This is a genomic window from Allobosea vaviloviae (assembly GCF_001298265.1).
Classification (GTDB): Bacteria; Pseudomonadota; Alphaproteobacteria; order Rhizobiales; family Beijerinckiaceae; genus Allobosea; species Allobosea vaviloviae_B.
This window is the reverse complement of the sequence record NZ_LGSZ01000050.1, coordinates 1-20,196: the sequence shown is the minus strand read 5'-3', so window position 1 is coordinate 20,196 and position 20,196 is coordinate 1. Positions and strand designations below refer to the sequence as shown.

The following is a 20,196-nucleotide window of genomic DNA, read 5'->3' as shown; positions in this document are numbered from 1 at the left end:
AACCCGCCCTGTCGTAAAAGTTCAGACCGGCGAGCAGAACTGATGCCCTTGCTCGACGTATCCGACATTTTGAGCGACCCCGACTTCGCCGACAGCGCGGTTCTGATCCGAACCACTGTGACCGTCGATCCGGTAACGGGCCGCACCGTCAACGCGCCGGTCGAAACGGCCATCTCGGTCGTGCAGACATCGGACAAGGGTCAGAATCTGCGCCGTAACCCCGAGGCTGCCATATCTGAGGGCACTGTCACGTTCCATTCCACCGTCACATTCGTCGAGGGCAACGCCGACGCCGGGCTCGACGCCGACATCGTGCGGTGGAACGGCCGCGACTGGACCGTCGTCACGGTCGATGACTATTCCCGTTACGGCGCCGGCTTCACAGTCGCGACCTGCCGCCTGCTCGATCTCCGGTAGGCGGCGATGGTCAACACATCGGCGACGGGCGGCTATCTCCAGCCGTCATCGACGACGCCTGCCGAGAATGACCCTTTCGAGGATCTGCTGGGCGGTCTCATCGCCGGCATCTCCGGTCTGGCGCGCGGCATGGTGCGCCCTCGCTGGCAACCGACACCGCCGGCCATGCCGACCATCACCACGAACTGGTGCGCCTTCGGCATCACCGAAATCGATGCCGACTGGAGCGCGGCCACGACGCATATCCCGGACGGGGAGGGCACCGACGAGGTCGTCCGCCACGACACCGTGCGCATTCTCGCCAGCTTCTATGGCCCCTCGGCCTATGGCCTCGCCGCCCAGGTCCGCGACGGGCTGTGGGTGCCTCAGAACTTCGAAGCCGTCCGCATGGCTGGCATCGCGCTTTTGGAGTGCGACCGCATCCGCACGGCCTCTGATCTGATCAACGAGCGGTTCGTCCGCCGCGTCGATCTCGACATCCTGCTCCGGCGCGCGGTCGTCCGCGTCTACCCGGTTCTCAACCTCCTCTCCGCACAGGGCGCCTTCGTGCTCGACAGCGGCACAGTCCAGCCCTTCACCGTCACGGAGACCTAAACCATGGCCCAGGGCCTTCCCGTTTCAGACGTCGTCAATGTCGACGTCGTTATCTCGCCGGTCGCGGCGCCGACGCGTAATTTTGGCGCCGGACTGCTCATCGGCGCCACCGATGTCATCGACGTCGGCGAACGCCTTCGCCTCTATTCGAACCTCTCGGGTGTCGCACAGGATTTCTCGACCACGGACGTCGAATACAAGGGCGCCGTGAAGCACTTCGCGCAGGTGCCGCAGCCCTCGATCCTGTACATCGGGCGATGGGCGCGCGTCGCGACGCATGCCACCCTGCGCGGCGGCGTGCTGACCACGGCCGAACAGGCGCTGGCGAACTTCACCGCGGTGACGGCCGGCGCGTTCTACTTCGTGCTCGACGGAATCCCTCGCTATGTGTCGGGCCTCAACTTCTCTGCCGAGACCAATCTGAACGGCGTCGCATCTGTGATCCAGACGGCCGTCGCCGCCCTGGTTGCGAGCTCCACCGTTGTCTGGGATGCGGACAACGGCTATTTCGTCATCAAGTCTGGGACCACGGGCGCGACCTCGACGCTCGGCTTCCTGGCTGACCCCACGGCCTTCGGCTCGATCACATTCGCTGGACTGCCGGCCAACAACGACACCCTGACGATTCAGGGAACCGCGATCACCTTCAAGACATCAGGCGCGACGGGGAACCAGGTCGATATCGCCGGCTCCAATGCGGCGATGGCGACGGCGCTGGGCGCCTTCCTCAACACCTCAGCCGACGCCAACCTGTCGCTGATGACCTATCTGGTGGTCGGTGCTGTGGTCTATGTCATCGCCAAGGCCTCCGGCACGGGCGGCAACGCCTACACGCTGGCGAAGAGCGGCACGAACCCGACCCTGTCGGGCTCGACGCTCGCTGGCGGCTCCGGCACGTCCATCGCGTCACTGATCAAGGGCAAGTCGACGCAGGCCAGCCTGCCGGCCAACGGCATCGCCGCCGAGACCCTGGCTGCGGCCGTCACCGCCCTGATCGCGGCATCCGGCGACTGGTATGCAGGCGAACTCGTCGAGGAAGGCGTCGACAGCGCGTCCATCATCGCCGCGGCCAACGTCATCGAGGCGCAGGACAAGAAGCGCGTCTTCGGCGTCACCATCACCGACACCACGGCGATCGACCCGACCAGCACGACCGATCTGGCCTATCTGCTCGACGCCAACAACCTCGGCCGGACCTTCGCGCAGTATTCGCAGTATGAGCCGCAGGTCATCGCCTCGTTCTTCGGCCGCGCCGCGACCGTGAACTTCGAAGGGTCCAACACGACCCTGACGATGAAATTTAAGCAGGAGCCGGGCGTCCGCGCCGAGACGATCACCTCGAACCAGGCCGCTGCCCTCAAGGCGAAGCACTGCAACGTCTTCGTCAACTACGACAACGACACCGCCATCATCCAAGAGGGTGTGATGGCCGATGGCACGTTCTTCGACGAGCGCCACGGCATCGACTGGATGGAAAACGCGGTCCAGACCGCCGTCTGGAACCTCCTGTACACTAGCTCGACGAAAATCCCCCAAACGGATGCCGGTACCCATCTGATCGTCACGACGATCGAGGGCATTCTGCTGCAGGCGGTCACCAACGGCCTCGTCGCGCCCGGCGTCTGGAATGCCGGTGGGTTCGGCCAGCTCAAGCAGGGCGATTTCCTGTCGAAGGGCTTCTACGTCTACGCGCCGCCCGTCGCATCGCAGAGCCAAGCCGATCGCGAAGCCCGCAAGAGCATCGTGATCCAGATCGCTGTGAAAATGGCGGGTGCGATTCACTTCGTCGACGTGATTTTGAATGTGAACAGGTAGGGCTAACATCATGGCAAGCAAGACGTATTCGTTTTTGGATGTTCAAGCCGCCATCCGTGGCCCCAACGGTTCTTTCTCCCTTGGCAACGGAGCTGGGGTGTCCGAAGAGGGCATCACTGTCAGCATGGCTGACGATAAGATGTCGGTGCTGATGGGCGCCGATGGCAGCGGCATGTATTCGCTCCATGCTGCTGCGAACGGGTCAGTCACGGTGCGACTGCTCAAAACGTCGCCGGTGAATTCTTTGCTGCAGGACATGTATTCTGCAGACACGGCTTCCTCGGCCAATGCGGGGCAGAACACGATCTCGATCCGCAATCCGGTGAGCGGCGATTCCATCACGGCCGCCGATTGCGCATTCCGCAAGATGCCAGACGTTGCCTATGGCAAGGATGGGACGATGATGGAATGGGCGTTCTTCTCGCTCGCCATCTCTGCGATCCTTGGCACGGGCACCCCGGCGGCCGCGTGATGCGTGAACCTGTCGAGTTCAACGTCGGGCCGTATCTCTACCGCTCGTCACCAATCGACGCGATGGGCCAGGTGCATCTCATGCGCCGGCTGGCCCCCATCCTCAACGCGCTTCGCGCGGCGGCGGAGAAGGGTGAGCCGGCTTTGGCGATCGATCCTGCCGTCAACGCCCTCAGTGAGATGCCGGACGAGGTCGTCGCCTACGTCATCAACTCTTGCATGGCATCGATCCAGCGGCAGAAGGCCGGAGACACCGGATGGGCCAAGGTGTGGAACGGACCCGCGCAGAAGCCTCTCTTCGACGACATCACGGGGTTCGAGCTCCTCTCGATCACGGCGAACGTCATCATGGCTGAGGTCGGCCCTTTTTACGCAGGCCTGGCGTCCAGTTTGACCGCCGCCGTCCGGGCCTGAGCTTCGAGGCTGTCACCTTCGACGACGGCGAGGACTTCGTGCTTCGCCCGGTCATGGAAGGGCTCTGCCGGTACGAATCCACCATCGACGGCACCCTGTCTCTTGCGGACATCGCTTTGCTGAACGACGCGATCGATATCCGCGACGAGAACGCCTACCGAGCCCAGAAGGCTGCCGAAAATGGCTGATGTGATCCGCGAGTTCCTGGTCGGCATCGGTTACAAGGTCGATGCCAGTTCGGAAAAGCGGTTCGAGTCATCGGTCAGGTCCGCAACCCTGCAGTCGGAACTGCTCGGCCGGGCCATCGCTGCCACAGCGGAGAAGGTGTTCGAAGGCGTACAGAGGATCTCCAAATCCTTTGAGGACGTCTACTGGCAGGCGCAGCGGACGCAAGCCACCGTTCAGGGTATCCGCGCGATCGGGTATGCCGCAAGCCAGCTCGGGTCATCGGCGGAGAACGCAGGCGCCTCGATCGAGAACTTCGGCAAGCAGCTGAAGTGGAACCCTGGCTTCGAAGGGTTCCTGAAGCAGATCGGTGTCGTCACACGCGAGAACGGTAAGCTCCGCGATTCTACGAAACTGCTCATTGATTTCGGCAATGCCATCAAGAGCCGGCCGAAGGCCGAGCAGATGGGCCTTGCTGAGGTGGCCGGGACTGACCTGGCAACGCTTGAAGCCATTCAATCTGGGAAGTTCTCCCAGCGAATGGAGGAATATAACGAGAAGGTCAAAGCGCAGGGCCTGAACTCGGAGGAGGCGGCCAAAAAAGGCGCCGAATTCATGCAGTCGATGAAGTCGCTCAATGCGACGCTCGAGGTCGTCGGCCAGCGCCTGATGACGGAGCTCGCCGAGCCGCTCCAAAAGTTCGTAGACGCCTTCGAAAAATGGACCCGCGAAAACGGTAAGGAGACTGTCGAGTTTTTCAGGTCGCTCGGCCAGACGCTTGACGAGCTCGCGACATTCGTCGGCAAGGTCATCGCGGTCCTCAAGCCCCTATGGGAAGGGTTTAACGACCTGTCCAAGGAGCTGACGGGGCAGAACGGATTGACGACCGCGATCGAGGTGCTGATCGGGCTGAAGCTCGCGCAGTGGCTCCTGGGCGTAGCGGCAGCCATCACGGGCGTCGGCACAGCGGCGGCTGGCGCGCTAATCGGCGGCTCGCTGGGCAGGTTCTTTGCCCTGCTGGCTGGTCCCGGGGCCTTCCTCCTGGGCATGACGCCTAGCACAGCCAATGGCGGCGAGGACGCCGAGATCGCGCGGCGCAAGGCAGATGGTTCGTGGGGCAAGACCCCTACTGAGAACGGAAGCGGCACGCCGAGCGGCGGGCAGGACAACACCCTGTGGGGTAAGGCGAAGCGTTGGTGGCGCGGTGGAGGTGATCCGGCAAACGGCGCGGCGACGGCGCCCTCGTCGAATGGGTCACGGCGGGCCGCGGCACAGGAGGCGTACGCGTTCTGGCGGTCCAAGGGCCTCACACACGAACAGGCGACAGGGGTTGTCGCCAACGAGCAGGCGGAATCGAACCATAACCCGAACGCTCGCGGTGATGGCGGAAAAGCCCACGGCCTTTACCAGCATTGGCCCGATCGCCGGGCCAATATCCTAGCCGGCGCTGGCATCGACATGTCCACGGCGACGGCCGCCCAACAGCGCGAGGGCGCTCATTGGGAAATGACAAAGGGTAAAGAACGGGCCGCATGGGAGGCACTCAAGCGCGCTGAAACCGCAGGCGAAGCTGCAGCGGTCATCAGTCTCCAGTACGAGCGTCCACAGGCAAAGGCAGCCGAGGCAGAAAAGCGCGCTGGTATCGCAAACGGTCTCGCCAAGGTGCTGCGTCTTGCCGAACAGGCAGAGGGCGGCCCCAACTTGCCGCCTCTGGCTCGAATGAACCCCGCCGCGCTGGGCTTAGCGGTAGACAATGCGGCCAAGCTGGGCGGGGGATCAGGGGCGGCACCTGGCACGACACTGACGCCGAGCACCAACAGCCGCGGCGACACGACGGTGACGCTGACGCAGCACAACAAGATCGAGGTGGTCGGAAGCGGAGACCCGACGATGACTGCCAATCAAGTAGGCGCGGCGCAGAAGGATTTGGGCGGCGTCCTACTCCGGGACGTTCGGGGGGCAGTGCGCTAGCGCATCCTGGTACTGTCGAGCATCATGAGGCGCTCACTCACCCAGCCTGAGCCGTATTCGGTCCGGACATTCCAGCGTTTGCCGGATCGGCCAATGATGACCGCAGGGGCGTGGTCGGGGAGGTTCTTGCAAGAAATCTGTTCACGGTCGCAGAGCGCGGCCCCGGACTTCACCCAACAGTCCTGCTGATCAAGCGAGGTGCATAAGCGACGGACTGCGGCATCCCACGGCTCGGCCGCGTTCACTACCCCGCTCGTCAGTATTGCCAGTCCGACCAGTAGCGCCCGCATCATCAGCCTCAGTCAGGTATGATCGCCTCAGCATAGCACCGGCATGGTTCTGTTGCGCAATCGTGTCCGTCGCCAGGGTGACCGCCCTTAGGAGCCTTGGCGTAGGCGAAGCGCTTGCCGTTGTTTCCCCGGCATATGGAGCACACATCAGAATCGTTGGCCGACCGCCAAATGTACCGCGCGCATCCGGCCTTCTCAGCCTGCTTTCGGTGGTGCTCCCAGGCCACTGAACTACTTTGTCGCCGTTCACGACGATAGCGTTCAAGATCAGCCGCTTTTTCCTCCTCAGTCAGCTTTCTCGACCGAGATGGCGGCTGCACCCGCCGAAGCATTTCAGGCGGGAACCCCTCGGGCGGAAGCGCGAAGGGGTTCCGGTTCGTTTTCTTGAAGAGCGCCCGCCACCAACTCATGCCGAAATCTTGCGCCACTGGGGGGCATTGAGTCGAGGGCCTAGTTCGCGCCTTCCGGGTCTTCGCTGTGGGGCAGGAGGCCTTGGCCGGTCGCCCAGTCCTTGAACGCGAGACGCAACGCTTCGGGCCGGCTCATGTCGGGTTGTTGCTCCGCAATGAAGCGGTCGAGCACGGATAGGAGATCAGGCTGCAGTCGAACCTGTATCTGCGTCCCCTTCCCAGTTGGCGAAGGGCCGCGCTTTTTCTTTGGTACCAGAGATTGACGTGCCATAGAAACAGTGGTACCACAAACAAATCGGGCCGCCAAGGTGGTGAGACACCAAGGCAGCCCTAACCGAGAGACCGATCTGGAGGATCGTCCCATGGCTCCGAACAGCATACCGCTCTCCGCTCTCGTCCGCGACCCCGCTCTTCGCCGGTTTTTCGAAGCTGGCGAGGGCGACAATGGCGCGGCCTTCGCAGTCCCGGCGCCGAGGCCGGCGCCCGTCAAGGGTGGTGCTGCGAAGGTTCTGGTCGATGCTTGATCAGACCTTCGAACAGAGGATGAAGCCGTCGCTTGATCGCATGCGGTTGATGAGCGTGACGCATCTGGTGGCGCTCTACGAGACGCTGGTGACGCTGAAAGACGTGGCGGCGGCGCTGACCAATCGCCCGACCTTCATCGGACGCTCAAATTTGATGAACGACGCCGGAGCGTTCCTCGACGATATCCACGATGATCTCGGGATGAATGTAGAGGCTGTCGTCGAGGCTCTTCGGAGCGTCAAAGGCTGCGGCTCATTCGAAATCGAGAAGCGAGCCCGCATCCTGATCCAGCACAACGCGATCTACGCCGACAACATCCCCGAGGTCGCCGCGACAGCCGCCGCGCTCGCGGTCCCCGACCGACACCAACACTGAACATCTGAATCCGCTCCTGGCAGGGCGGTTGAGACGCGAAATTCGAGAGCTTCATCGGCGCTCGGTTTCGCGAAAGCGAACCCTTGCGTCTCGGGCCTGCCAGGCCGGGCGCTGATGGAGATACATCATGGCAGCGCAAGCGAAGACGAAGGAAGTCGATTTCGTGGCCGAGGCCGCTCGCCGAGCATTGGACGATGCCAAGGGCGATACCCGCGAAGCGACGAGGATGATGCAGGAGGCGGTGAAGCAGAGCCGGAAGCTGCGGGATCTGCTTACCGATCCGCTGATCGCCAATGCGTGCTACGACGCGGTGCGAGCCCAAGTTCATGTTGATCGTCGGGCCGCATGGAAGGCGCCGGTCGAGAAGCTCGTGCCGAGCAAGTCGGGAGTTACGGGATCGTTCCGGGTCGTGCAGTTGGCGGCCGGCACGCTCCTGATGTTCCCGTTACCCGGCGGCAAGCCGCTAGGCCAGGCCACGCGGGAGGATATCACCACGGCGGCATCATTCTACGAGAGCCAGTCCGCCGACATGGCGCACAAGAGCCGGTGGCTGCGCTTGGTGAGCCAGCATCTCGAGGGTGACAAGACGGTCGGCGATGTCATGACCGACAAGCGGCTGCGCGAACTCCAGGAGGAGGCACGCCGTGGATAGCAATTTCGAGATCGGCAGCGATGCCGAAAGCGGCCGGGCGGCCATCCTGCTTGTGGAACCCCATGAAGTTCTGCCGCCCGCCGCACCCATTCAGTTCGCCGGAGACGGCGAATGCGAGGTCGACCACGAACGCTGTGTTACCCAGTCCACTACCGTCGACCTCGCACCTATCATCGCGGAAATTCGGGAGCAGTGGCGCCGCCGACAATCCTGGCACCGCGCAGAGAAGTCGCTGACCCTGCAGTCCAAGGCACTCTGCCGACGACTGGCGGAAGGCGGCGACAAGAAGGAAGCCGACGTCATCTACAAGGCGGCGCTCGGCACCGGAGAACATCCAATGGCGGAAATCGCTTTCGCAGCGATGTTCCCGCTGACGGAGGCGCGAGACGGCGTCGAGCGCCATCGCAAGCTCGTCGAAAAGCGCTTGGCGAAACTGGCCAAACAGTTGCCGGTCGCGGCGTGGGTCGAGAGCGTGCGTGGCGTCGGACTGGCATCTCTTGCTGCTATCGTCGGGGAGGCGGGCGATCTATCCGCCTATTCGAACCCCGCCAAGCTGTGGAAGCGAATGGGCCTGGCCGTGATGGGCGACGGCACTCGCCAGCGGAGGATCGCCGGCGTCGAAGCGCTAGACCACGGCTACAGCCCGGCGCGGCGCTCGGTCGTCTGGAATCTCGGCGCCTGCATCGTGAAGGCGGGCGGCCCGCTGAAAGAAATCTACGATGCCCGCAAGGTCTACGAGGCCGATCGGGTTGAGACGAAGATGCACGCCCACAACCGGGCGCAGCGCTACGTCGAGAAGAGGTTCCTGCGCGATCTCTGGTCGCGATGGAGGCGGGCGGCCAAAGAGCACTTATAACCCAAACGGCAAATGCCGCCCGCGAGCTTGTGACGACCAATCCAGATGAGCCTTCGGGCCAAAGAACTATTGTCGGCACCAGAGCCGCCATCCTTCGGGGTGGCGGATTTTTCATAGGCGCATCATGAGCTTGCTCGACGACGCATTTGCCTTGATCAGGCGCCCCAGCGTCACGATCGGCTCGTTGATGCCCGACGTGCTGGTGCGCGAGGCCGCACGCGACACGTTGATCACGACTGATCACCCGGTCGAAACGGGCGCAGCCATCTCGGATCACGCGTTCAAGCTGCCTGCCGAGATCGAGATGATCATCGGCTGGTCGGACTCTACCGGTGGCTTCGTTGGTTACAGCGATGAGGCCTATGAGGAGCTTCTGGACCTGCAGTCGAAGCGCGAATTGATCTCGGTCAGTACCGGGCGACGCAACTACGAGAACATGTTGCCAGTCGGTATCCAAGAGACCCGCGACGAGAAGACGTCGAACGTTCTGGTCTGCGCCCTTCGCCTTCGCCAGATCCTTGTGGTCAGCACTCAGACGACGAGCGCGGCGAAGGCCAACCAGGCCAACCCGGCGAAAACGGGATCGACCACGAACGTCGGTTCACAACAGTTGAAGCCTACCACTGGCTTCGCGTCGCCGGCGCAGAGGGCGTGATGGCGACAACCAGCGAATTTCCACTGCGCCCCGAGGCGCAGACGATGACGGTTGAGCTCGGCGCGGTGGAATACGTCGTTCGGTTCGGCTGGGCCGATACCACGGATGGCGGCTGGTTCATCGATATATCGGCCTATGACGGCGCTCCGCTCCTGCGAGGCTTGCCGCTGACGGCCGGCGAGAACGTGCTGCAGCAGTTCGACTATTTGGGCATCCCCGGCGAAATCCGCGTCCAGACGGACGGAAACGATCTCGTCGAGCCGAGCTATTCCAACCTCGGAAGCAACGGCAAGGTGCTGTTCATTTCCCCATGACCAGACAGTGGCTGCGCAAGATCAAGCTCACGATCGAGGGATCGGGGAAGCAGATCGACGTGTCCGAACTCCGCATCCGCTTCACTGTGCAGCAAGAGCTTCAGCGCCAGCGACTGGCCATCGCAGACATCACGATTTCGAACCTGTCCGATGACACGGCGAATACGATCAACCGCGAAGGCAAGATGGTCTCTCTTGAGGCTGGGTATGAGGATGGGTTCGGGCTGATCCACAAGGGCGAGATATTCCAGAAGCGGGGCAACGCCCGCGAGACACCAGTCGACAAATATCTGAAGCTCACATCGCGATCGGGCGACACCGCCTATTCGTTTTCGACCGTCAACAAGACTTTGGCGGCCGGCCACACCTTCCGAGACCAGGTCGATGTCGCTCTAGCGGCCTTGAAGCCTTACGGCGTGACCGCAGGCTTTATCGCGGATCTCGGCTCACAGAAGATGCCACGCGGCCGCGCGCTTTTCGGGATGACTCGAGATCTCCTGCGGACGGTGGGGCAGTCGACGAACTCCGCATGGACCATTCGTGACCAGAAGCTCGAGATCGTCAAGAACGACAAGGCCATGGACGGACAGGCCTTCGTCATCAACTCGCAGACCGGCATGGTCGGAATGCCGGTCCAGACGATCGGCGGCATCCAGGTCCGCATGCTGCTCAATTCGAAGGTGCGCCCAGGCACCCGCTTGAAGATCGACCAGAAGTCGATCCAGCAGGCCGCCCTCGATCCCGGCTTCACGTCCGGAGCGATCCAACAGAATTTTCAGCTGCCAAGTGTCGCTGCCGATGGCTTCTACAAGGTGCTCTATGTCGAGCATTCTGGGGATAGCCGCGGCACCGCCTGGTACACCGACTGCGCCTGCGTCGCCGTGAGCGAGCAAGGCTTGGTCCTCTCCAATTTCGCCAAGCAAGGCATTCCAACGGACGTCTGATGACAAGCGATCTGAGAGACAGGACCGAGAGCGGGGAGGAGACGATCCGGGCTGCGCTCGACGATTTCCAGTCGCGCAACTTCACCTCGATGCCGGCTCGCATCATCTCTTACGATGCTGCCAAGCAGACCGTCACAGCCCAGCCGACCGTCAAGGCGTATGTCCTGCAGAAGGACGGTTCGACGAAGGCCGAAAACTACCCCGTCATCCCCGATATCCCTGTGCAGTTCCCAGGCGGGGGCGGCATGCTGATGACCTTCCCGGTCAAGGCCGGGGACGAGTGCATGCTCTGCTTCGGCTCCCGGTCTCAGGACTCGTGGCAGCAGAGCGGAGGAGATCAGGCGCCGATCGATTCCGGCATGAACAATCTCAGCAATGCCTTCGCTATGCTGGGGTTCCGGTCGAACCCGAACGCCGCGAAGGTCACAGACCCCAGCACGACATCGACTGAGATCCGATCCGAGGATGGGAACACCAAGATCGGAATGTCAGCGGCCGGGGGCGTCAGTGTCGCAACCGATAAGGCTGTCTCGATCGCCGCGGCGGCCGGGGTTTCGATGACGGGCGGGGCTGGCGGGATGACCTTCACAGGGACGATGAATGTCACCGGCGATATCGTCCTCAACGGCATCAGCCTGAAGGATCACAAGCACACCGGCGTCGTGCCGGGTGGCGGGACCAGCACGGGGCCGACGAACTGATGCGCCTCAGGAAATTCGACGACAACGCGGATTATCGCTTCGGGCAGGGCGCGTCCCAGTTTTGGAAAGACCAGCCCGACGGTGTTGCCCAGAAGGTCGGGCAGCGGCTTCAGCTTTGGCGGGGGCAGTGGTACCTCGACAGCGGCGAGGGGATGCCGTGGCAGACCCGCGTGCTCGGCAACCGCACTGCAGACACGCGTGACCCTTCGATCCGAGCGCATGTGCTGGCGACGACAGGCGTGAAGAAGATCACGGCCTATTCCAGCAATCTTGATCGGGATAGCCGAGCCTTCGGCGTCGGGCTGACGATCGACACCATATACGGGCCGGCGACGGTCACCGGAGTGAACTTCTGATGGCCCTCCCGGTTTGCACGATCGACGAAAACGGCGTGTTCAAGCCGGATTATGAGGCCGTGCGGGTGTATTTCGAGACGGCTTTCAAGGGGATCTTCGGCGAGGATATCGACGTCGACCCCGATTCTATGGATGGGCAGCAGATCGCGATCCTTTCGTCCGCGATCAATGACGGCAACGCGCAGTGCGTCACCATCTACAATTCGTTCTCGCCATCGGCCGCCCGAGGCGTGGGGCTGTCGTCTGTCGTCAAGATCAACGGCATCAAACGCCTGGTTGCCAGCAATTCGACGGTGGACCTGCTCATTACCGGGCAGGCCGGCACGACGATCAGCGGCGGCATCGCGCAGGGTGCCGACGGCAAGCAATGGCTGCTGCCTGCGACGGTCACGATCCCCGACGATGGCGACATCACCGTCACGGCGACGGCCAAGGATATAGGGGCCATCGAGGCCGTCCCCGACAGCATCACGGCGATCGGGACGCCGACGCGGGGATGGCAAGCCGTTACGAACCCCTCTGCGGCGTCCGCTGGCGCTCCGGTGGAGCTCGACGCCACGCTGCGCCGCCGGCAGACCGTCTCAACCGCTCTGCCCTCGCGCACGGTCTTCGAGGGCACCATCGGCGCCGTCGCCTCGATCTCCGGCGTCACGCGCTGGAAAGGCTACGAGAACGACACGGGCTCGACCGATGCCAACGGCCTGCCGGCGCATTCGATCTCGCTCGTCGTGCTGGGCGGCGACGCCACGGCCATCGCGCAGGCCATCGCAGACAAGAAGGGGCCGGGCGCCGCGACCTATGGCACGACATCGGTCGACATCACCGACGAGTTCGGCGTCACGCGAGCGATAAAGTTCTATCGGCCGACCAATGCGACCATCAAGGTTGCCATCGCGATCACGGCTCAGGCCGGGTTCACCACCGCGATCGAGGCGGCGATCAAGCAGGCCTGTGTCGACTGGATCAATGGGCTGGACATCGGCGAGGACGTCGAGTTCGCCGAAATGTACGTCCCGGCCAACCTGAACGGCCTGCCCGACCGCCGCACATACAAGATCACCGGCCTGACGATCGCGAAGAACGCCGGCACGCCGGGCTCCTCGGATCTGGTCATCGCCTTCAATGAGGCACCGATGGCGGTTCTCGCCGACATCACGACGACGGTGACCTGATGCCCACGGCTGACGATTACCTGGCGCTGATCACGCCGTCGCATCGCGGCAAGCCGAAATTCTCGGCCATGATCCGCGCGCTGGTCGAGCCCGTGGTTTCGCAGCAGTCGTTCATCGAGCATCTGCCGGTCGACTTCGATCTCGATGAGGCAATCGGCGCCCAGCTCGACGTGGTCGGCAAATGGGTTGGGCGGACCCGGTTCATCAATATCCCGATCGCGAACGTCTGGTTTCGCTTCGGCGATGCGACGCGCGGGTTCGGGCGCGGCCTGTGGAAGCGGCCATACGACTCGGTCGACGGCATCACCCGCCTCGACGACACCACCTATCGCACGCTGCTGCGCGCGAAGATCGCGGCCAACAACTGGGACGGCACGCTGCCCGACGCCAAGCGCGCGCTCGACATCATCTTTCCCAATGGCGAGACGGCGCTGGTCCTGATCGACAACCAGGACATGACCATCACCTTCGGCGTGGCCGGCGTGATCCCGTCGGCGCTGTTCATTGCGCTTCTGTCGGGCGGCTACATCCCGCTGAAGCCAGAGGGCGTGCGCGCCAAATACCGCATCACGACCGTCAGCGGCCCGATCTTCGGGTTCGGCGTCGACAACGACACGATCGGCGGCTTCGGCCGCGGCGCATGGGGCGCGGCGCCCGAATACTTCACTTCCTGACCCCCCGGAGACATCGCAATGCCGACCAATGAACTGCTGCCGTTCGCAACGGCGGGCGGCGCTGGAGTCATGTCGCAGTCGGACTATGCCGCGCTTGCCGCGCGCCTGGCCGGCTTTGTGGATGGCATTGCCGAACCCGCCGAAGTCAATAAGGTCTGGCGTCAGTCGGCCTTCGCTGCCGCTATGATCGGCCAGTTCACCGCCGACCAGAGCGGGGAAGACACCCTAGACGACGGCGACGTCGCTACATTCCAGGCCAACTTCACCGCCGCCATGCAGGCAGCAGCCGGGCCGATGGGGCAGTGCCAGATTCGATACGTCTCGGCGACGTCGATCAAGCTGTTCCCCTATGGCGGGAACCTCGTGAAGGTTGCTGGCAAGATCATCGCGATCCCGAGTGGTGGCATTTCGGCTGCGAACACCTCGGTTCTGATCAACGGGGCATCGGGGAACCTTGCCTCATCTACCGCCTATCTCGTCGCCCTGAACGCATCGGGCGGGCTCGAGTTCTGGACCCTGGCGACGGGGCACGGTCCGGATACGACGGCTGGCAATGTCGGCGTCGAGGTCATCACAGGCCATGCAGACAAGACGCTGGTCGGCATGGTCTATACGAACGGCAGCAGCCAGTTCGTGGTATCGGCGAGCAATATCGGCGTCATCTCTTGGCACAATCGGCGCCAATTATCGGTCGTTGGCGCCTCGACTGCAGGGGTAACGACCACGTCGCTGCTGACCTATGTCGAGCTGACCACGGCCGCCCGCGGCACATTCATCACATGGGGTGATGAAACGGTTGATGCTCAGGTCGTCGGGCAGTCGGCGCACGGGACCGCCGGCAGCAGTTCCGGCGCCGCAGTCGGGATCGACGTCGTTGCGGTCGGCATCGGCGGCACGTCGGCATCTGTGTCGGCAGGCGCCGCGGCTTATACCGGCGGCACATTCCGGGGCGCGCTCAGCGAAGGCCCTCACACCATCACGCCCATGGGCGCGGTCGGCAACGCGGGCACCGGCACCTTCACGGTTCAGGCGTTTGCGAACATTCGGGGTTGATCATGACTGCCACCATCATCGGGCCGACTTTCGGCGCAGAAATCGAGGCCGCGGGACTGCTCGGCCAGCCCTTCGCCTGGTCGGCTGACGGCGTGACCTATGACGACCGGCTGACCGCCGACCAGCGTGCCGCCATCGAGGCTGTCGTGGCGGCGCACGATCCGAGCGCCACGCCGGCCACACCTGCACCGCGCCTCTCGTTCCTCGAGTTCATGGACCTGTTCACCGAGGCCGAGCAACTGGCCATCGCGGGCGCCGCGATGACCAATGTGGCGACCAAGCTCTGGTACGATCGCGCGGTTGGCGCCCAGTTCATCGACCTTGCCGATGCCAGGTTGACGGACGGGCTGCAGGCCATGGTCGCGGCCGGGCTGCTGACCTCCGCGCGCCGCACGAGGGTGCTCAAGGGCCTCGCGCCGGCCGCCTGACGCGGCCCTCATCCACCATTGCCCTGCGCCGCCACCCTGGGCGGCTTTTTCTTTGCCCTGAACCACACAAGGAGCGCCGACCATGGCCCTTTCTGGCGTCCACTACACCCTGCGCACTGTCGGGCCGGCGAGCTCGGATTCCCTGCCGGCTGATCTGCTGGCGTCTCAGACCATGGCGACGGGCACGACCTCGAGCGTCGTGGCGCCCAGCGCCTGCCTGGCCTCGATCAATGCCTCGGCTGCGATCTACTACGCCTATGGCACGTCGCCGGACCCGACGAACGGCCCCCGCGCCTATTACGACCCGGCCAACAATCCGCGCGAGGATTTCCTGATCCCGAAGGGCGCGTCCTTCGCCTGGATTCTCGCATGAGCGCGCTGCTGCGGCTTCCTCGGCTGGGGTTGCGGCCGCTCGGGCTGGGGATGGCCCTTGGCGCGGATGCCCGTGGCATGTTCTATGCCGACTTCGCTGCCAACGTGTACCAGAAAGACCAGCAGACGGCCGCGCTGACTGACGTCTTCGCGCTGACGCGGGCCAGCACAAAATGGGCCGACAACGTCGCCGGCACATGGGCCGAGTTCGCCATCAATGTCGCGGCGCGTACCGACAAGGGCGTTTCGCTCGGCTCTGCTGACGTCACGAACTATGCGCTGGGAGCCGACTTCGCCGGGGCTGTGGCTGGCACGCCCGGCACGATGCCGACCAAGATGCCGATGAGCGCCCTGCCTGGCGGGGTGACCCGCACAATCTCGCTTGGGACGGTCAACGGCCTGCCGTCTCTGCGTGTGGCCATTTCCGGAACCCCAGCGAGCACCACGGCCGCGTTTATCGACATCGTCGGGAATGCCGATGGGCCTTCGGTGTCCGGCGTTGGCGACCGCGCGGAGGCCGGGCTGCTGATGGCGCTGGCCTCCGGCACGCAGCCGACGATCGCGCTCAACATCAACGAACGCAACGTCTCGAATACCAACCAGGGAGCCGGGGCGAACTCAGCTGTCACCGGGCTGGACGCCACCCTCCGCTACAAGTCCAACGCCCGCGTCGTGACGAATGCGACTTCGACCAAGACGACATCGAGCTTGTCGATTTCGTTCACGAGCGGTGTCGCGGTCGACTTCGCTCTCGACCTCGTCGCGCCGTCGCACGTCAAGGGCTCTCCCGCGACGCCGATCCCGATCATCACGACGGGGACGGCCAAGACACAGTCGGCGGATGCGGCCTCGCTGCTGCTGCCGGCGACGCCGATCGATGTCATGCTCACCTTTGCCAACGGCGCCTATCGGGCCGCCTTCAACAAATCCGGCACCTATGCACTCGGGGCGAATGACCTCTTGGGCGGGACGCTGAAAAAGGCGCAGGATCTTCGCCGCCGCGCGCCGCCGATCTATGACAACTTTGCGGTGCAGGCAGACGGCGATCTCCCCGGACGCGCCGCCAAGAGCGGACAGGTCTGGCAAAACCTCGTCGGCTCGTCTGGCTCGGGCGTGAATGGCGTCATCGCGAGCGGGTCTCTGACATCAAAGGTGGACAGCTCGCCGCCATCGACCGTCTGCTACAACGCCATCGTCCACAACCAGCCGGTGACGTCGGTCTATTCCGAGGTCGGGTTCGAGGTCGGCGCCGATGACACTGCTGGCGCTCCGCTCGCGGCGCTGATCTCATGCCCGCAGCGCGGCGCGGCGCCGGAAGTGCTCGATATCGTCAAGGGATCTGTCCACGTCCTGTTCTATCGATCGAAGTGCTTCGTGCAGTATTTCGACCCGGCCCTGTGGAACGGGACGACGAACCCCGGTGGCACGTCTCAGACGGTGCTCAGCTACACCTATCCGGTTGCGACCACGGCGGGCGTCAAGAAGCTCGTCGGCTGGCGGCTCGTCGGCAACACGCTTTACGTCCTGATGCCCGATGGCACGGAACAGGCCGTGACCAATGCCAACTGGGCTCCGAATGTCGGCAACATCGCGATCTGGGAGCACGGCTTCCAGAACGTCGATGGCGGCGGCGCCACCAAGTTCGGCAACGTCTATGCGGGCGATGACGCCTTCCTGGCGGCGGCCTGACCCTCACCACCCATCTACAAGGCAGGTCAGTCCTGCCGCCCCATCTGAGCCCGCCATCCCGGCGGGCTTTTTCATGCTGGAGCGCATCATGAAGATCCTCGCCTGGCTGTCGCTGCTGCTCATTCTCGGGCCGGGGGCTGATCCGGCATGGGCGCACGAATGGTTCACCGGGACGCAGAACCCAAAGACGCTGTGGTCGTGCTGCTATGGCGGGCCGTCTGGCGACTGTCAGGCCGTCGATGAAGCCGACTGGTGGCGCGATGGCGCCGAATACAAGGTCCGCAAGGACGGCGTGATCTACAGCATCCCGGCTGACCAAGCGCAGGCGTCCTTGGACCCGCAGGGCAGGGCAGCGGCATGCATCATGGCGGGCGTGCTCCGCTGCTTCTTCGTGCCCCTGAACGGCTGACCCTTCCGACATCGGAGACACCACCATGGACAAGCCGAAGTTCTTCGGGTCGATCCGGCGCGAGCTGTTCGATGGCGCGCTGACCCCGCAGCAGGTCTACCGCGTTGAGGTGCTGCTTGACGCCTGCTTAGCCGCTGATTGGCCTCTGGCGTTCACCTCCTATGCCCTCGCGACGGCGCACCATGAGACAGCCAACTGGTCGCACATGAAAGAGCTCGGCGGCGAAGCCTATTTCAAGCGCATGTATGACAAGGCTGGCGCCCGCCCGAAGGTGGCCGCGACGCTCGGCAATGTCGAGGCCGGCGACGGCGTGAAGTTTGCCGGGCGCGGTTACGTTCAGCTCACCGGCCGATCCAACTATGTGAAGGCCGGGAAGGCTCTTGGGCTCGATCTGCTGAAAGAGCCTGGCAAGGTCGAGGAGCCGACGATCGCCGCCAAGGTGCTGATCTGGGGGATGTCGACCGGCGCTTACACGGGGAAATCCTGCCGCGACTATCTCGCCAAGAGCCCGCCTGACTACGTCAACGCCCGGCGCATCATCAACGGCACGGACAAGGCGAGCATGATCGCCACCTACGCCAAGGAGTTTCAGGCGGCTCTCGTCGGCGCCGGCTATGGCAAGGCCCCTACAGAGCCCGCCAAGCCCGTTCCTACCCCCGCGCCCGTCATCGCCGCGCCGACCTCCGCGAAGCCGCCAGTGCCCGCGCCAGAGCCCGCCCGCCATGACGGCAAGGTCGAGGCGCCGGCAAGCGAGCGGTCGTGGTGGGGCGGCGTCCTCTCCCGCCTGTTCTCCAAGGAGCCCTGACCGTGACTCCGACACGACAGACGATATTCGTCGCCGACAACCCGGACGGGCGAGGCAACTGCCAATCCGCTGTGCTGGCCTCGCTCCTTGATCTGCCTCTTGATCAGGTCATTGACACTGCCGGTGACGAAGTGCGGAAGCAGGGGTTTTGGAAAGCGATCGGCCTCTGGCTGGCTGACCGGGGCCTCAAGATCGTTCAAGCACAGCCGGGGGATGATCGGCTCAAGGGCGCTTATTCGAGCGGATGCGGCCCGAGCCCGCGCGGTGATTTCTGGCACGCCGTCGTTTGCAAAAACGGCGTCATGGTCTTCGACCCGCACCCATCCGACGATGGTGTCCGCTCAATTGAGCGCCATGACCTCATCGTGCCGATGACGGAGGTTGAAATCCGTCTCCACAAATCACGCTGCACGGCCGATAAGGAGCCCTGACATGGACCTCACCTCACTCTCCGGCACGCTGCTGAAGTTCGGCGGCACGGTCATTGGCACGGCGCTGGGCGGACCGGCGGGCGGCGCGGTCGCGGGCACCATCCTGGGCGAGCTCGCGAAGCAGTTTGGCACCGACCCGACGCCGGAAGCCGTGAGCGCTGCTATCGCCGCCGATCCCGATGCCGCCGCGAAAATCCAGGCGGTGGAATCGTCCAAGGCGGCGGACGATCTCGCCGACCTGAACGCGCGCCTTGCCGATGTGCAGGATGCGCGCGAGATGCAGAACCATGCCGTCGATGCCGGATCATGGACCGCAGCGATGCCGACGGCGCAGACGGTGTTCAACTGGCTGATGGCGGTCGGTGTCATCCTGGGCGTCGCCATGGACTGGCTTCGTGAGGACGGCATCATCGTCGGCTTCGGCATCGGCGCCTACACCATGAGCAACAATTTCTGGCTGGGCTCTTCGTCGGGTTCCAAGCGCAGCGGCGATGCCATGCGGCAGATCGTGACGAATGCGACGGCGCCGACCGCAGGACAGATCATCGGCAAGGCGATCGACACGGTCGGAACGAAGGCGGTGAAGCGTTGATGTCCGATATGCCGCCCCCCGATTGGCTTCACCACCTCGTCGGCGTGAAAATCGTGAACGTGGTCTCTGGCGTTGCCGGCGGCTTGGTCCGCGGCATGATCGCGCCGGGCTTCACCCTGACACAGCGCGTCACCTCTGCGATCGTCGGCGGCCTGACCGCAGGCTATGCCACCCCGGCCGCAATGCCGATCATCCGCAAGTGGCTCGACCTCTGGTCCTACCCGACCGGGGACATCGAGGGCAGCGTCGGGTTCTGCCTGGGGCTTGTCGGCATGACGATCTGCGATGCGATGATCCGCTGGGCACGCCGCTGGCGCGATGGCCCGCCGCCGCCGTCTCCTCCGGGCTGGCCTTCCAATAATCCGGGCGCACCATCGCCCTGACGGAATTTCGCCGGCACCTGCCGTCGGATGTGAGTGGCTCTTTAGCCGCTCGGGACGATCCCCTGAGACCAACTTAGCCCGCCGGCCCCTCATCGGGCTGGCGGGCTTTTTCTGCGTTTCGCGCCGTCCGAATGTCCGGCATTAGGTAGCAAGCTCACCTAAATCAACTTAGCTCAACGAGAGTCGTTGGGGTAGTGTTTTCTGATGTCAGACCCCAACGTTTTGCTCACCCTTCGCCGCCGCCGCGACGCCATCAACGACGC

The 20,196-nt window shown here is 63.9% G+C and carries 28 protein-coding genes; 27 read left to right on the top strand and 1 reads right to left on the bottom strand.

What is annotated here, in order from left to right; translation table 11 throughout:
• Nucleotides 1–42 precede the first annotated feature (42 nt).
• Genes AE618_RS18580 through AE618_RS18555 form a run of 7 tightly spaced genes read left to right on the top strand, consistent with a single transcriptional unit; the run spans nt 43 to nt 5,847 of the window.
• Nucleotides 43–417 carry a hypothetical protein gene (locus tag AE618_RS18580; RefSeq protein ID WP_054210578.1) on the top strand — a complete coding sequence of 125 codons (375 nt, stop codon included), beginning with the start codon at nt 43–45 and terminating at the stop codon, nt 415–417.
• A 6-nt stretch (nt 418–423) separates the two neighbouring features.
• Nucleotides 424–1,011: a phage neck terminator protein gene (locus AE618_RS18575; protein ID WP_054210577.1), complete on the top strand. Its 588-nt coding sequence runs from the start codon at nt 424–426 to the stop codon at nt 1,009–1,011.
• A gap of 3 nt (nt 1,012–1,014) precedes the next feature.
• Complete coding sequence (locus AE618_RS18570; RefSeq protein ID WP_054210576.1) at nt 1,015–2,826, top strand: DUF3383 domain-containing protein; 1,812 nt, start codon at nt 1,015–1,017, stop codon at nt 2,824–2,826.
• A gap of 10 nt (nt 2,827–2,836) precedes the next feature.
• The gene (locus AE618_RS18565) at nt 2,837–3,298 is read left to right on the top strand and encodes a phage protein (RefSeq protein WP_054210575.1); all 462 of its coding nucleotides are present in this window, start codon (nt 2,837–2,839) and stop codon (nt 3,296–3,298) included.
• Nucleotides 3,298–3,711: a phage tail assembly chaperone gene (locus AE618_RS18560; RefSeq protein ID WP_054210574.1), complete on the top strand. Its 414-nt coding sequence runs from the start codon at nt 3,298–3,300 to the stop codon at nt 3,709–3,711. The genes AE618_RS18565 and AE618_RS18560 overlap by 1 nt, the downstream gene beginning before the upstream one ends.
• Nucleotides 3,712–3,749: 38 nt before the next feature.
• Nucleotides 3,750–3,899, top strand: a complete 150-nt coding sequence (locus tag AE618_RS28070) for a DUF6889 family protein (protein ID WP_156330344.1) — start codon at nt 3,750–3,752, stop codon at nt 3,897–3,899.
• Entirely contained in the window at nt 3,892–5,847 is a 1,956-nt protein-coding gene (locus AE618_RS18555; RefSeq protein WP_054210573.1) for a phage tail tip lysozyme, read from the top strand. Before AE618_RS28070 ends, AE618_RS18555 begins: the two co-directional genes overlap by 8 nt.
• A gap of 740 nt (nt 5,848–6,587) precedes the next feature.
• Here the strand turns inward: AE618_RS18555 and AE618_RS29065 are convergent.
• Nucleotides 6,588–6,719: a hypothetical protein gene (locus tag AE618_RS29065; RefSeq protein WP_282568522.1), complete on the bottom strand. Its 132-nt coding sequence runs from the start codon at nt 6,717–6,719 to the stop codon at nt 6,588–6,590.
• Between the two features lie 190 nt (nt 6,720–6,909).
• Here AE618_RS29065 and AE618_RS28535 point away from each other — a divergent pair, with 190 nt between their 5' ends.
• The 20 genes from AE618_RS28535 to AE618_RS18455 all read left to right on the top strand — a co-directional run bounded on the left by AE618_RS28535 (nt 6,910) and on the right by AE618_RS18455 (nt 19,933).
• The gene (locus AE618_RS28535; RefSeq protein ID WP_197280825.1) at nt 6,910–7,071 is read left to right on the top strand and encodes a hypothetical protein; all 162 of its coding nucleotides are present in this window, start codon (nt 6,910–6,912) and stop codon (nt 7,069–7,071) included.
• Nucleotides 7,064–7,447, top strand: a complete 384-nt coding sequence (locus AE618_RS18545; protein ID WP_054210571.1) for a hypothetical protein — start codon at nt 7,064–7,066, stop codon at nt 7,445–7,447. The genes AE618_RS28535 and AE618_RS18545 overlap by 8 nt, the downstream gene beginning before the upstream one ends.
• A 127-nt stretch (nt 7,448–7,574) precedes the next feature.
• The gene (locus AE618_RS18540) at nt 7,575–8,099 is read left to right on the top strand and encodes a hypothetical protein (RefSeq protein WP_054210570.1); all 525 of its coding nucleotides are present in this window, start codon (nt 7,575–7,577) and stop codon (nt 8,097–8,099) included.
• Nucleotides 8,092–8,955, top strand: a complete 864-nt coding sequence (locus AE618_RS18535; RefSeq protein ID WP_054210569.1) for a hypothetical protein — start codon at nt 8,092–8,094, stop codon at nt 8,953–8,955. The genes AE618_RS18540 and AE618_RS18535 overlap by 8 nt, the downstream gene beginning before the upstream one ends.
• A gap of 124 nt (nt 8,956–9,079) precedes the next feature.
• Nucleotides 9,080–9,610 carry a phage baseplate protein gene (locus AE618_RS18530; RefSeq protein ID WP_054210568.1) on the top strand — a complete coding sequence of 177 codons (531 nt, stop codon included), beginning with the start codon at nt 9,080–9,082 and terminating at the stop codon, nt 9,608–9,610.
• Nucleotides 9,610–9,924 (top strand): phage baseplate plug family protein, encoded by a 315-nt coding sequence (locus AE618_RS18525; RefSeq protein ID WP_054210567.1) that lies wholly within the window; start codon nt 9,610–9,612, stop codon nt 9,922–9,924. Before AE618_RS18530 ends, AE618_RS18525 begins: the two co-directional genes overlap by 1 nt.
• Entirely contained in the window at nt 9,921–10,868 is a 948-nt protein-coding gene (locus AE618_RS18520; RefSeq protein ID WP_054210566.1) for a phage protein, read from the top strand. Before AE618_RS18525 ends, AE618_RS18520 begins: the two co-directional genes overlap by 4 nt.
• Complete coding sequence (locus AE618_RS18515) at nt 10,868–11,569, top strand: Gp138 family membrane-puncturing spike protein (RefSeq protein ID WP_054210565.1); 702 nt, start codon at nt 10,868–10,870, stop codon at nt 11,567–11,569. Before AE618_RS18520 ends, AE618_RS18515 begins: the two co-directional genes overlap by 1 nt.
• Nucleotides 11,569–11,925, top strand: a complete 357-nt coding sequence (locus tag AE618_RS18510) for a hypothetical protein (protein ID WP_054210564.1) — start codon at nt 11,569–11,571, stop codon at nt 11,923–11,925. The genes AE618_RS18515 and AE618_RS18510 overlap by 1 nt, the downstream gene beginning before the upstream one ends.
• Nucleotides 11,925–13,097, top strand: a complete 1,173-nt coding sequence (locus AE618_RS18505) for a baseplate J/gp47 family protein (RefSeq protein WP_054210563.1) — start codon at nt 11,925–11,927, stop codon at nt 13,095–13,097. Before AE618_RS18510 ends, AE618_RS18505 begins: the two co-directional genes overlap by 1 nt.
• Nucleotides 13,097–13,771 carry a DUF2612 domain-containing protein gene (locus tag AE618_RS18500; protein ID WP_054210562.1) on the top strand — a complete coding sequence of 225 codons (675 nt, stop codon included), beginning with the start codon at nt 13,097–13,099 and terminating at the stop codon, nt 13,769–13,771. Before AE618_RS18505 ends, AE618_RS18500 begins: the two co-directional genes overlap by 1 nt.
• Before the next feature lie 18 nt (nt 13,772–13,789).
• Nucleotides 13,790–14,824, top strand: coding sequence for a hypothetical protein (locus AE618_RS18495; RefSeq protein WP_054210561.1), 1,035 nt, complete (start codon nt 13,790–13,792; stop codon nt 14,822–14,824).
• Nucleotides 14,825–14,826: 2 nt separating this feature from the next.
• Nucleotides 14,827–15,252: a hypothetical protein gene (locus AE618_RS18490; RefSeq protein ID WP_054210560.1), complete on the top strand. Its 426-nt coding sequence runs from the start codon at nt 14,827–14,829 to the stop codon at nt 15,250–15,252.
• Between the two features lie 82 nt (nt 15,253–15,334).
• Nucleotides 15,335–15,625, top strand: coding sequence for a hypothetical protein (locus AE618_RS18485; protein ID WP_054210559.1), 291 nt, complete (start codon nt 15,335–15,337; stop codon nt 15,623–15,625).
• Entirely contained in the window at nt 15,622–17,313 is a 1,692-nt protein-coding gene (locus AE618_RS18480; RefSeq protein ID WP_054210558.1) for a hypothetical protein, read from the top strand. The genes AE618_RS18485 and AE618_RS18480 overlap by 4 nt, the downstream gene beginning before the upstream one ends.
• An 88-nt stretch (nt 17,314–17,401) precedes the next feature.
• Entirely contained in the window at nt 17,402–17,722 is a 321-nt protein-coding gene (locus AE618_RS18475; protein ID WP_156330342.1) for a hypothetical protein, read from the top strand.
• Between the two features lie 25 nt (nt 17,723–17,747).
• Complete coding sequence (locus AE618_RS18470; protein ID WP_054210556.1) at nt 17,748–18,527, top strand: glycoside hydrolase family 19 protein; 780 nt, start codon at nt 17,748–17,750, stop codon at nt 18,525–18,527.
• Nucleotides 18,528–18,529: 2 nt separating this feature from the next.
• Nucleotides 18,530–18,958, top strand: a complete 429-nt coding sequence (locus AE618_RS18465) for a hypothetical protein (RefSeq protein ID WP_054210555.1) — start codon at nt 18,530–18,532, stop codon at nt 18,956–18,958.
• A 1-nt stretch (nt 18,959) separates the two neighbouring features.
• A complete protein-coding gene (locus tag AE618_RS18460; RefSeq protein WP_054210554.1) occupies nt 18,960–19,550 on the top strand; it encodes a hypothetical protein in 591 nt (196 codons plus the stop codon).
• The gene (locus tag AE618_RS18455; protein WP_054210553.1) at nt 19,550–19,933 is read left to right on the top strand and encodes a hypothetical protein; all 384 of its coding nucleotides are present in this window, start codon (nt 19,550–19,552) and stop codon (nt 19,931–19,933) included. Before AE618_RS18460 ends, AE618_RS18455 begins: the two co-directional genes overlap by 1 nt.
• Nucleotides 19,934–20,196: the final 263 nt, after the last annotated feature.

Coding starts and splice junctions, on each gene's coding strand:
- AE618_RS18505 (WP_054210563.1), top strand. CDS start 11,925: ATGGCCCTCCCGGTTTGCACGATCGACGAAAACGGCGTGTTCAAGCCG.
- AE618_RS18520 (WP_054210566.1), top strand. CDS start 9,921: ATGACCAGACAGTGGCTGCGCAAGATCAAGCTCACGATCGAGGGATCG.
- AE618_RS18570 (WP_054210576.1), top strand. CDS start 1,015: ATGGCCCAGGGCCTTCCCGTTTCAGACGTCGTCAATGTCGACGTCGTT.
- AE618_RS18565 (WP_054210575.1), top strand. CDS start 2,837: ATGGCAAGCAAGACGTATTCGTTTTTGGATGTTCAAGCCGCCATCCGT.
- AE618_RS18485 (WP_054210559.1), top strand. CDS start 15,335: ATGGCCCTTTCTGGCGTCCACTACACCCTGCGCACTGTCGGGCCGGCG.
- AE618_RS18455 (WP_054210553.1), top strand. CDS start 19,550: ATGTCCGATATGCCGCCCCCCGATTGGCTTCACCACCTCGTCGGCGTG.
- AE618_RS18555 (WP_054210573.1), top strand. CDS start 3,892: ATGGCTGATGTGATCCGCGAGTTCCTGGTCGGCATCGGTTACAAGGTC.
- AE618_RS18530 (WP_054210568.1), top strand. CDS start 9,080: ATGAGCTTGCTCGACGACGCATTTGCCTTGATCAGGCGCCCCAGCGTC.
- AE618_RS18495 (WP_054210561.1), top strand. CDS start 13,790: ATGCCGACCAATGAACTGCTGCCGTTCGCAACGGCGGGCGGCGCTGGA.
- AE618_RS18575 (WP_054210577.1), top strand. CDS start 424: ATGGTCAACACATCGGCGACGGGCGGCTATCTCCAGCCGTCATCGACG.
- AE618_RS18545 (WP_054210571.1), top strand. CDS start 7,064: ATGCTTGATCAGACCTTCGAACAGAGGATGAAGCCGTCGCTTGATCGC.
- AE618_RS18470 (WP_054210556.1), top strand. CDS start 17,748: ATGGACAAGCCGAAGTTCTTCGGGTCGATCCGGCGCGAGCTGTTCGAT.
- AE618_RS18515 (WP_054210565.1), top strand. CDS start 10,868: ATGACAAGCGATCTGAGAGACAGGACCGAGAGCGGGGAGGAGACGATC.
- AE618_RS18475 (WP_156330342.1), top strand. CDS start 17,402: ATGAAGATCCTCGCCTGGCTGTCGCTGCTGCTCATTCTCGGGCCGGGG.
- AE618_RS18480 (WP_054210558.1), top strand. CDS start 15,622: ATGAGCGCGCTGCTGCGGCTTCCTCGGCTGGGGTTGCGGCCGCTCGGG.
- AE618_RS18500 (WP_054210562.1), top strand. CDS start 13,097: ATGCCCACGGCTGACGATTACCTGGCGCTGATCACGCCGTCGCATCGC.
- AE618_RS18490 (WP_054210560.1), top strand. CDS start 14,827: ATGACTGCCACCATCATCGGGCCGACTTTCGGCGCAGAAATCGAGGCC.
- AE618_RS18540 (WP_054210570.1), top strand. CDS start 7,575: ATGGCAGCGCAAGCGAAGACGAAGGAAGTCGATTTCGTGGCCGAGGCC.
- AE618_RS18525 (WP_054210567.1), top strand. CDS start 9,610: ATGGCGACAACCAGCGAATTTCCACTGCGCCCCGAGGCGCAGACGATG.
- AE618_RS18460 (WP_054210554.1), top strand. CDS start 18,960: ATGGACCTCACCTCACTCTCCGGCACGCTGCTGAAGTTCGGCGGCACG.
- AE618_RS18560 (WP_054210574.1), top strand. CDS start 3,298: ATGCGTGAACCTGTCGAGTTCAACGTCGGGCCGTATCTCTACCGCTCG.
- AE618_RS28535 (WP_197280825.1), top strand. CDS start 6,910: ATGGCTCCGAACAGCATACCGCTCTCCGCTCTCGTCCGCGACCCCGCT.
- AE618_RS18580 (WP_054210578.1), top strand. CDS start 43: ATGCCCTTGCTCGACGTATCCGACATTTTGAGCGACCCCGACTTCGCC.
- AE618_RS18510 (WP_054210564.1), top strand. CDS start 11,569: ATGCGCCTCAGGAAATTCGACGACAACGCGGATTATCGCTTCGGGCAG.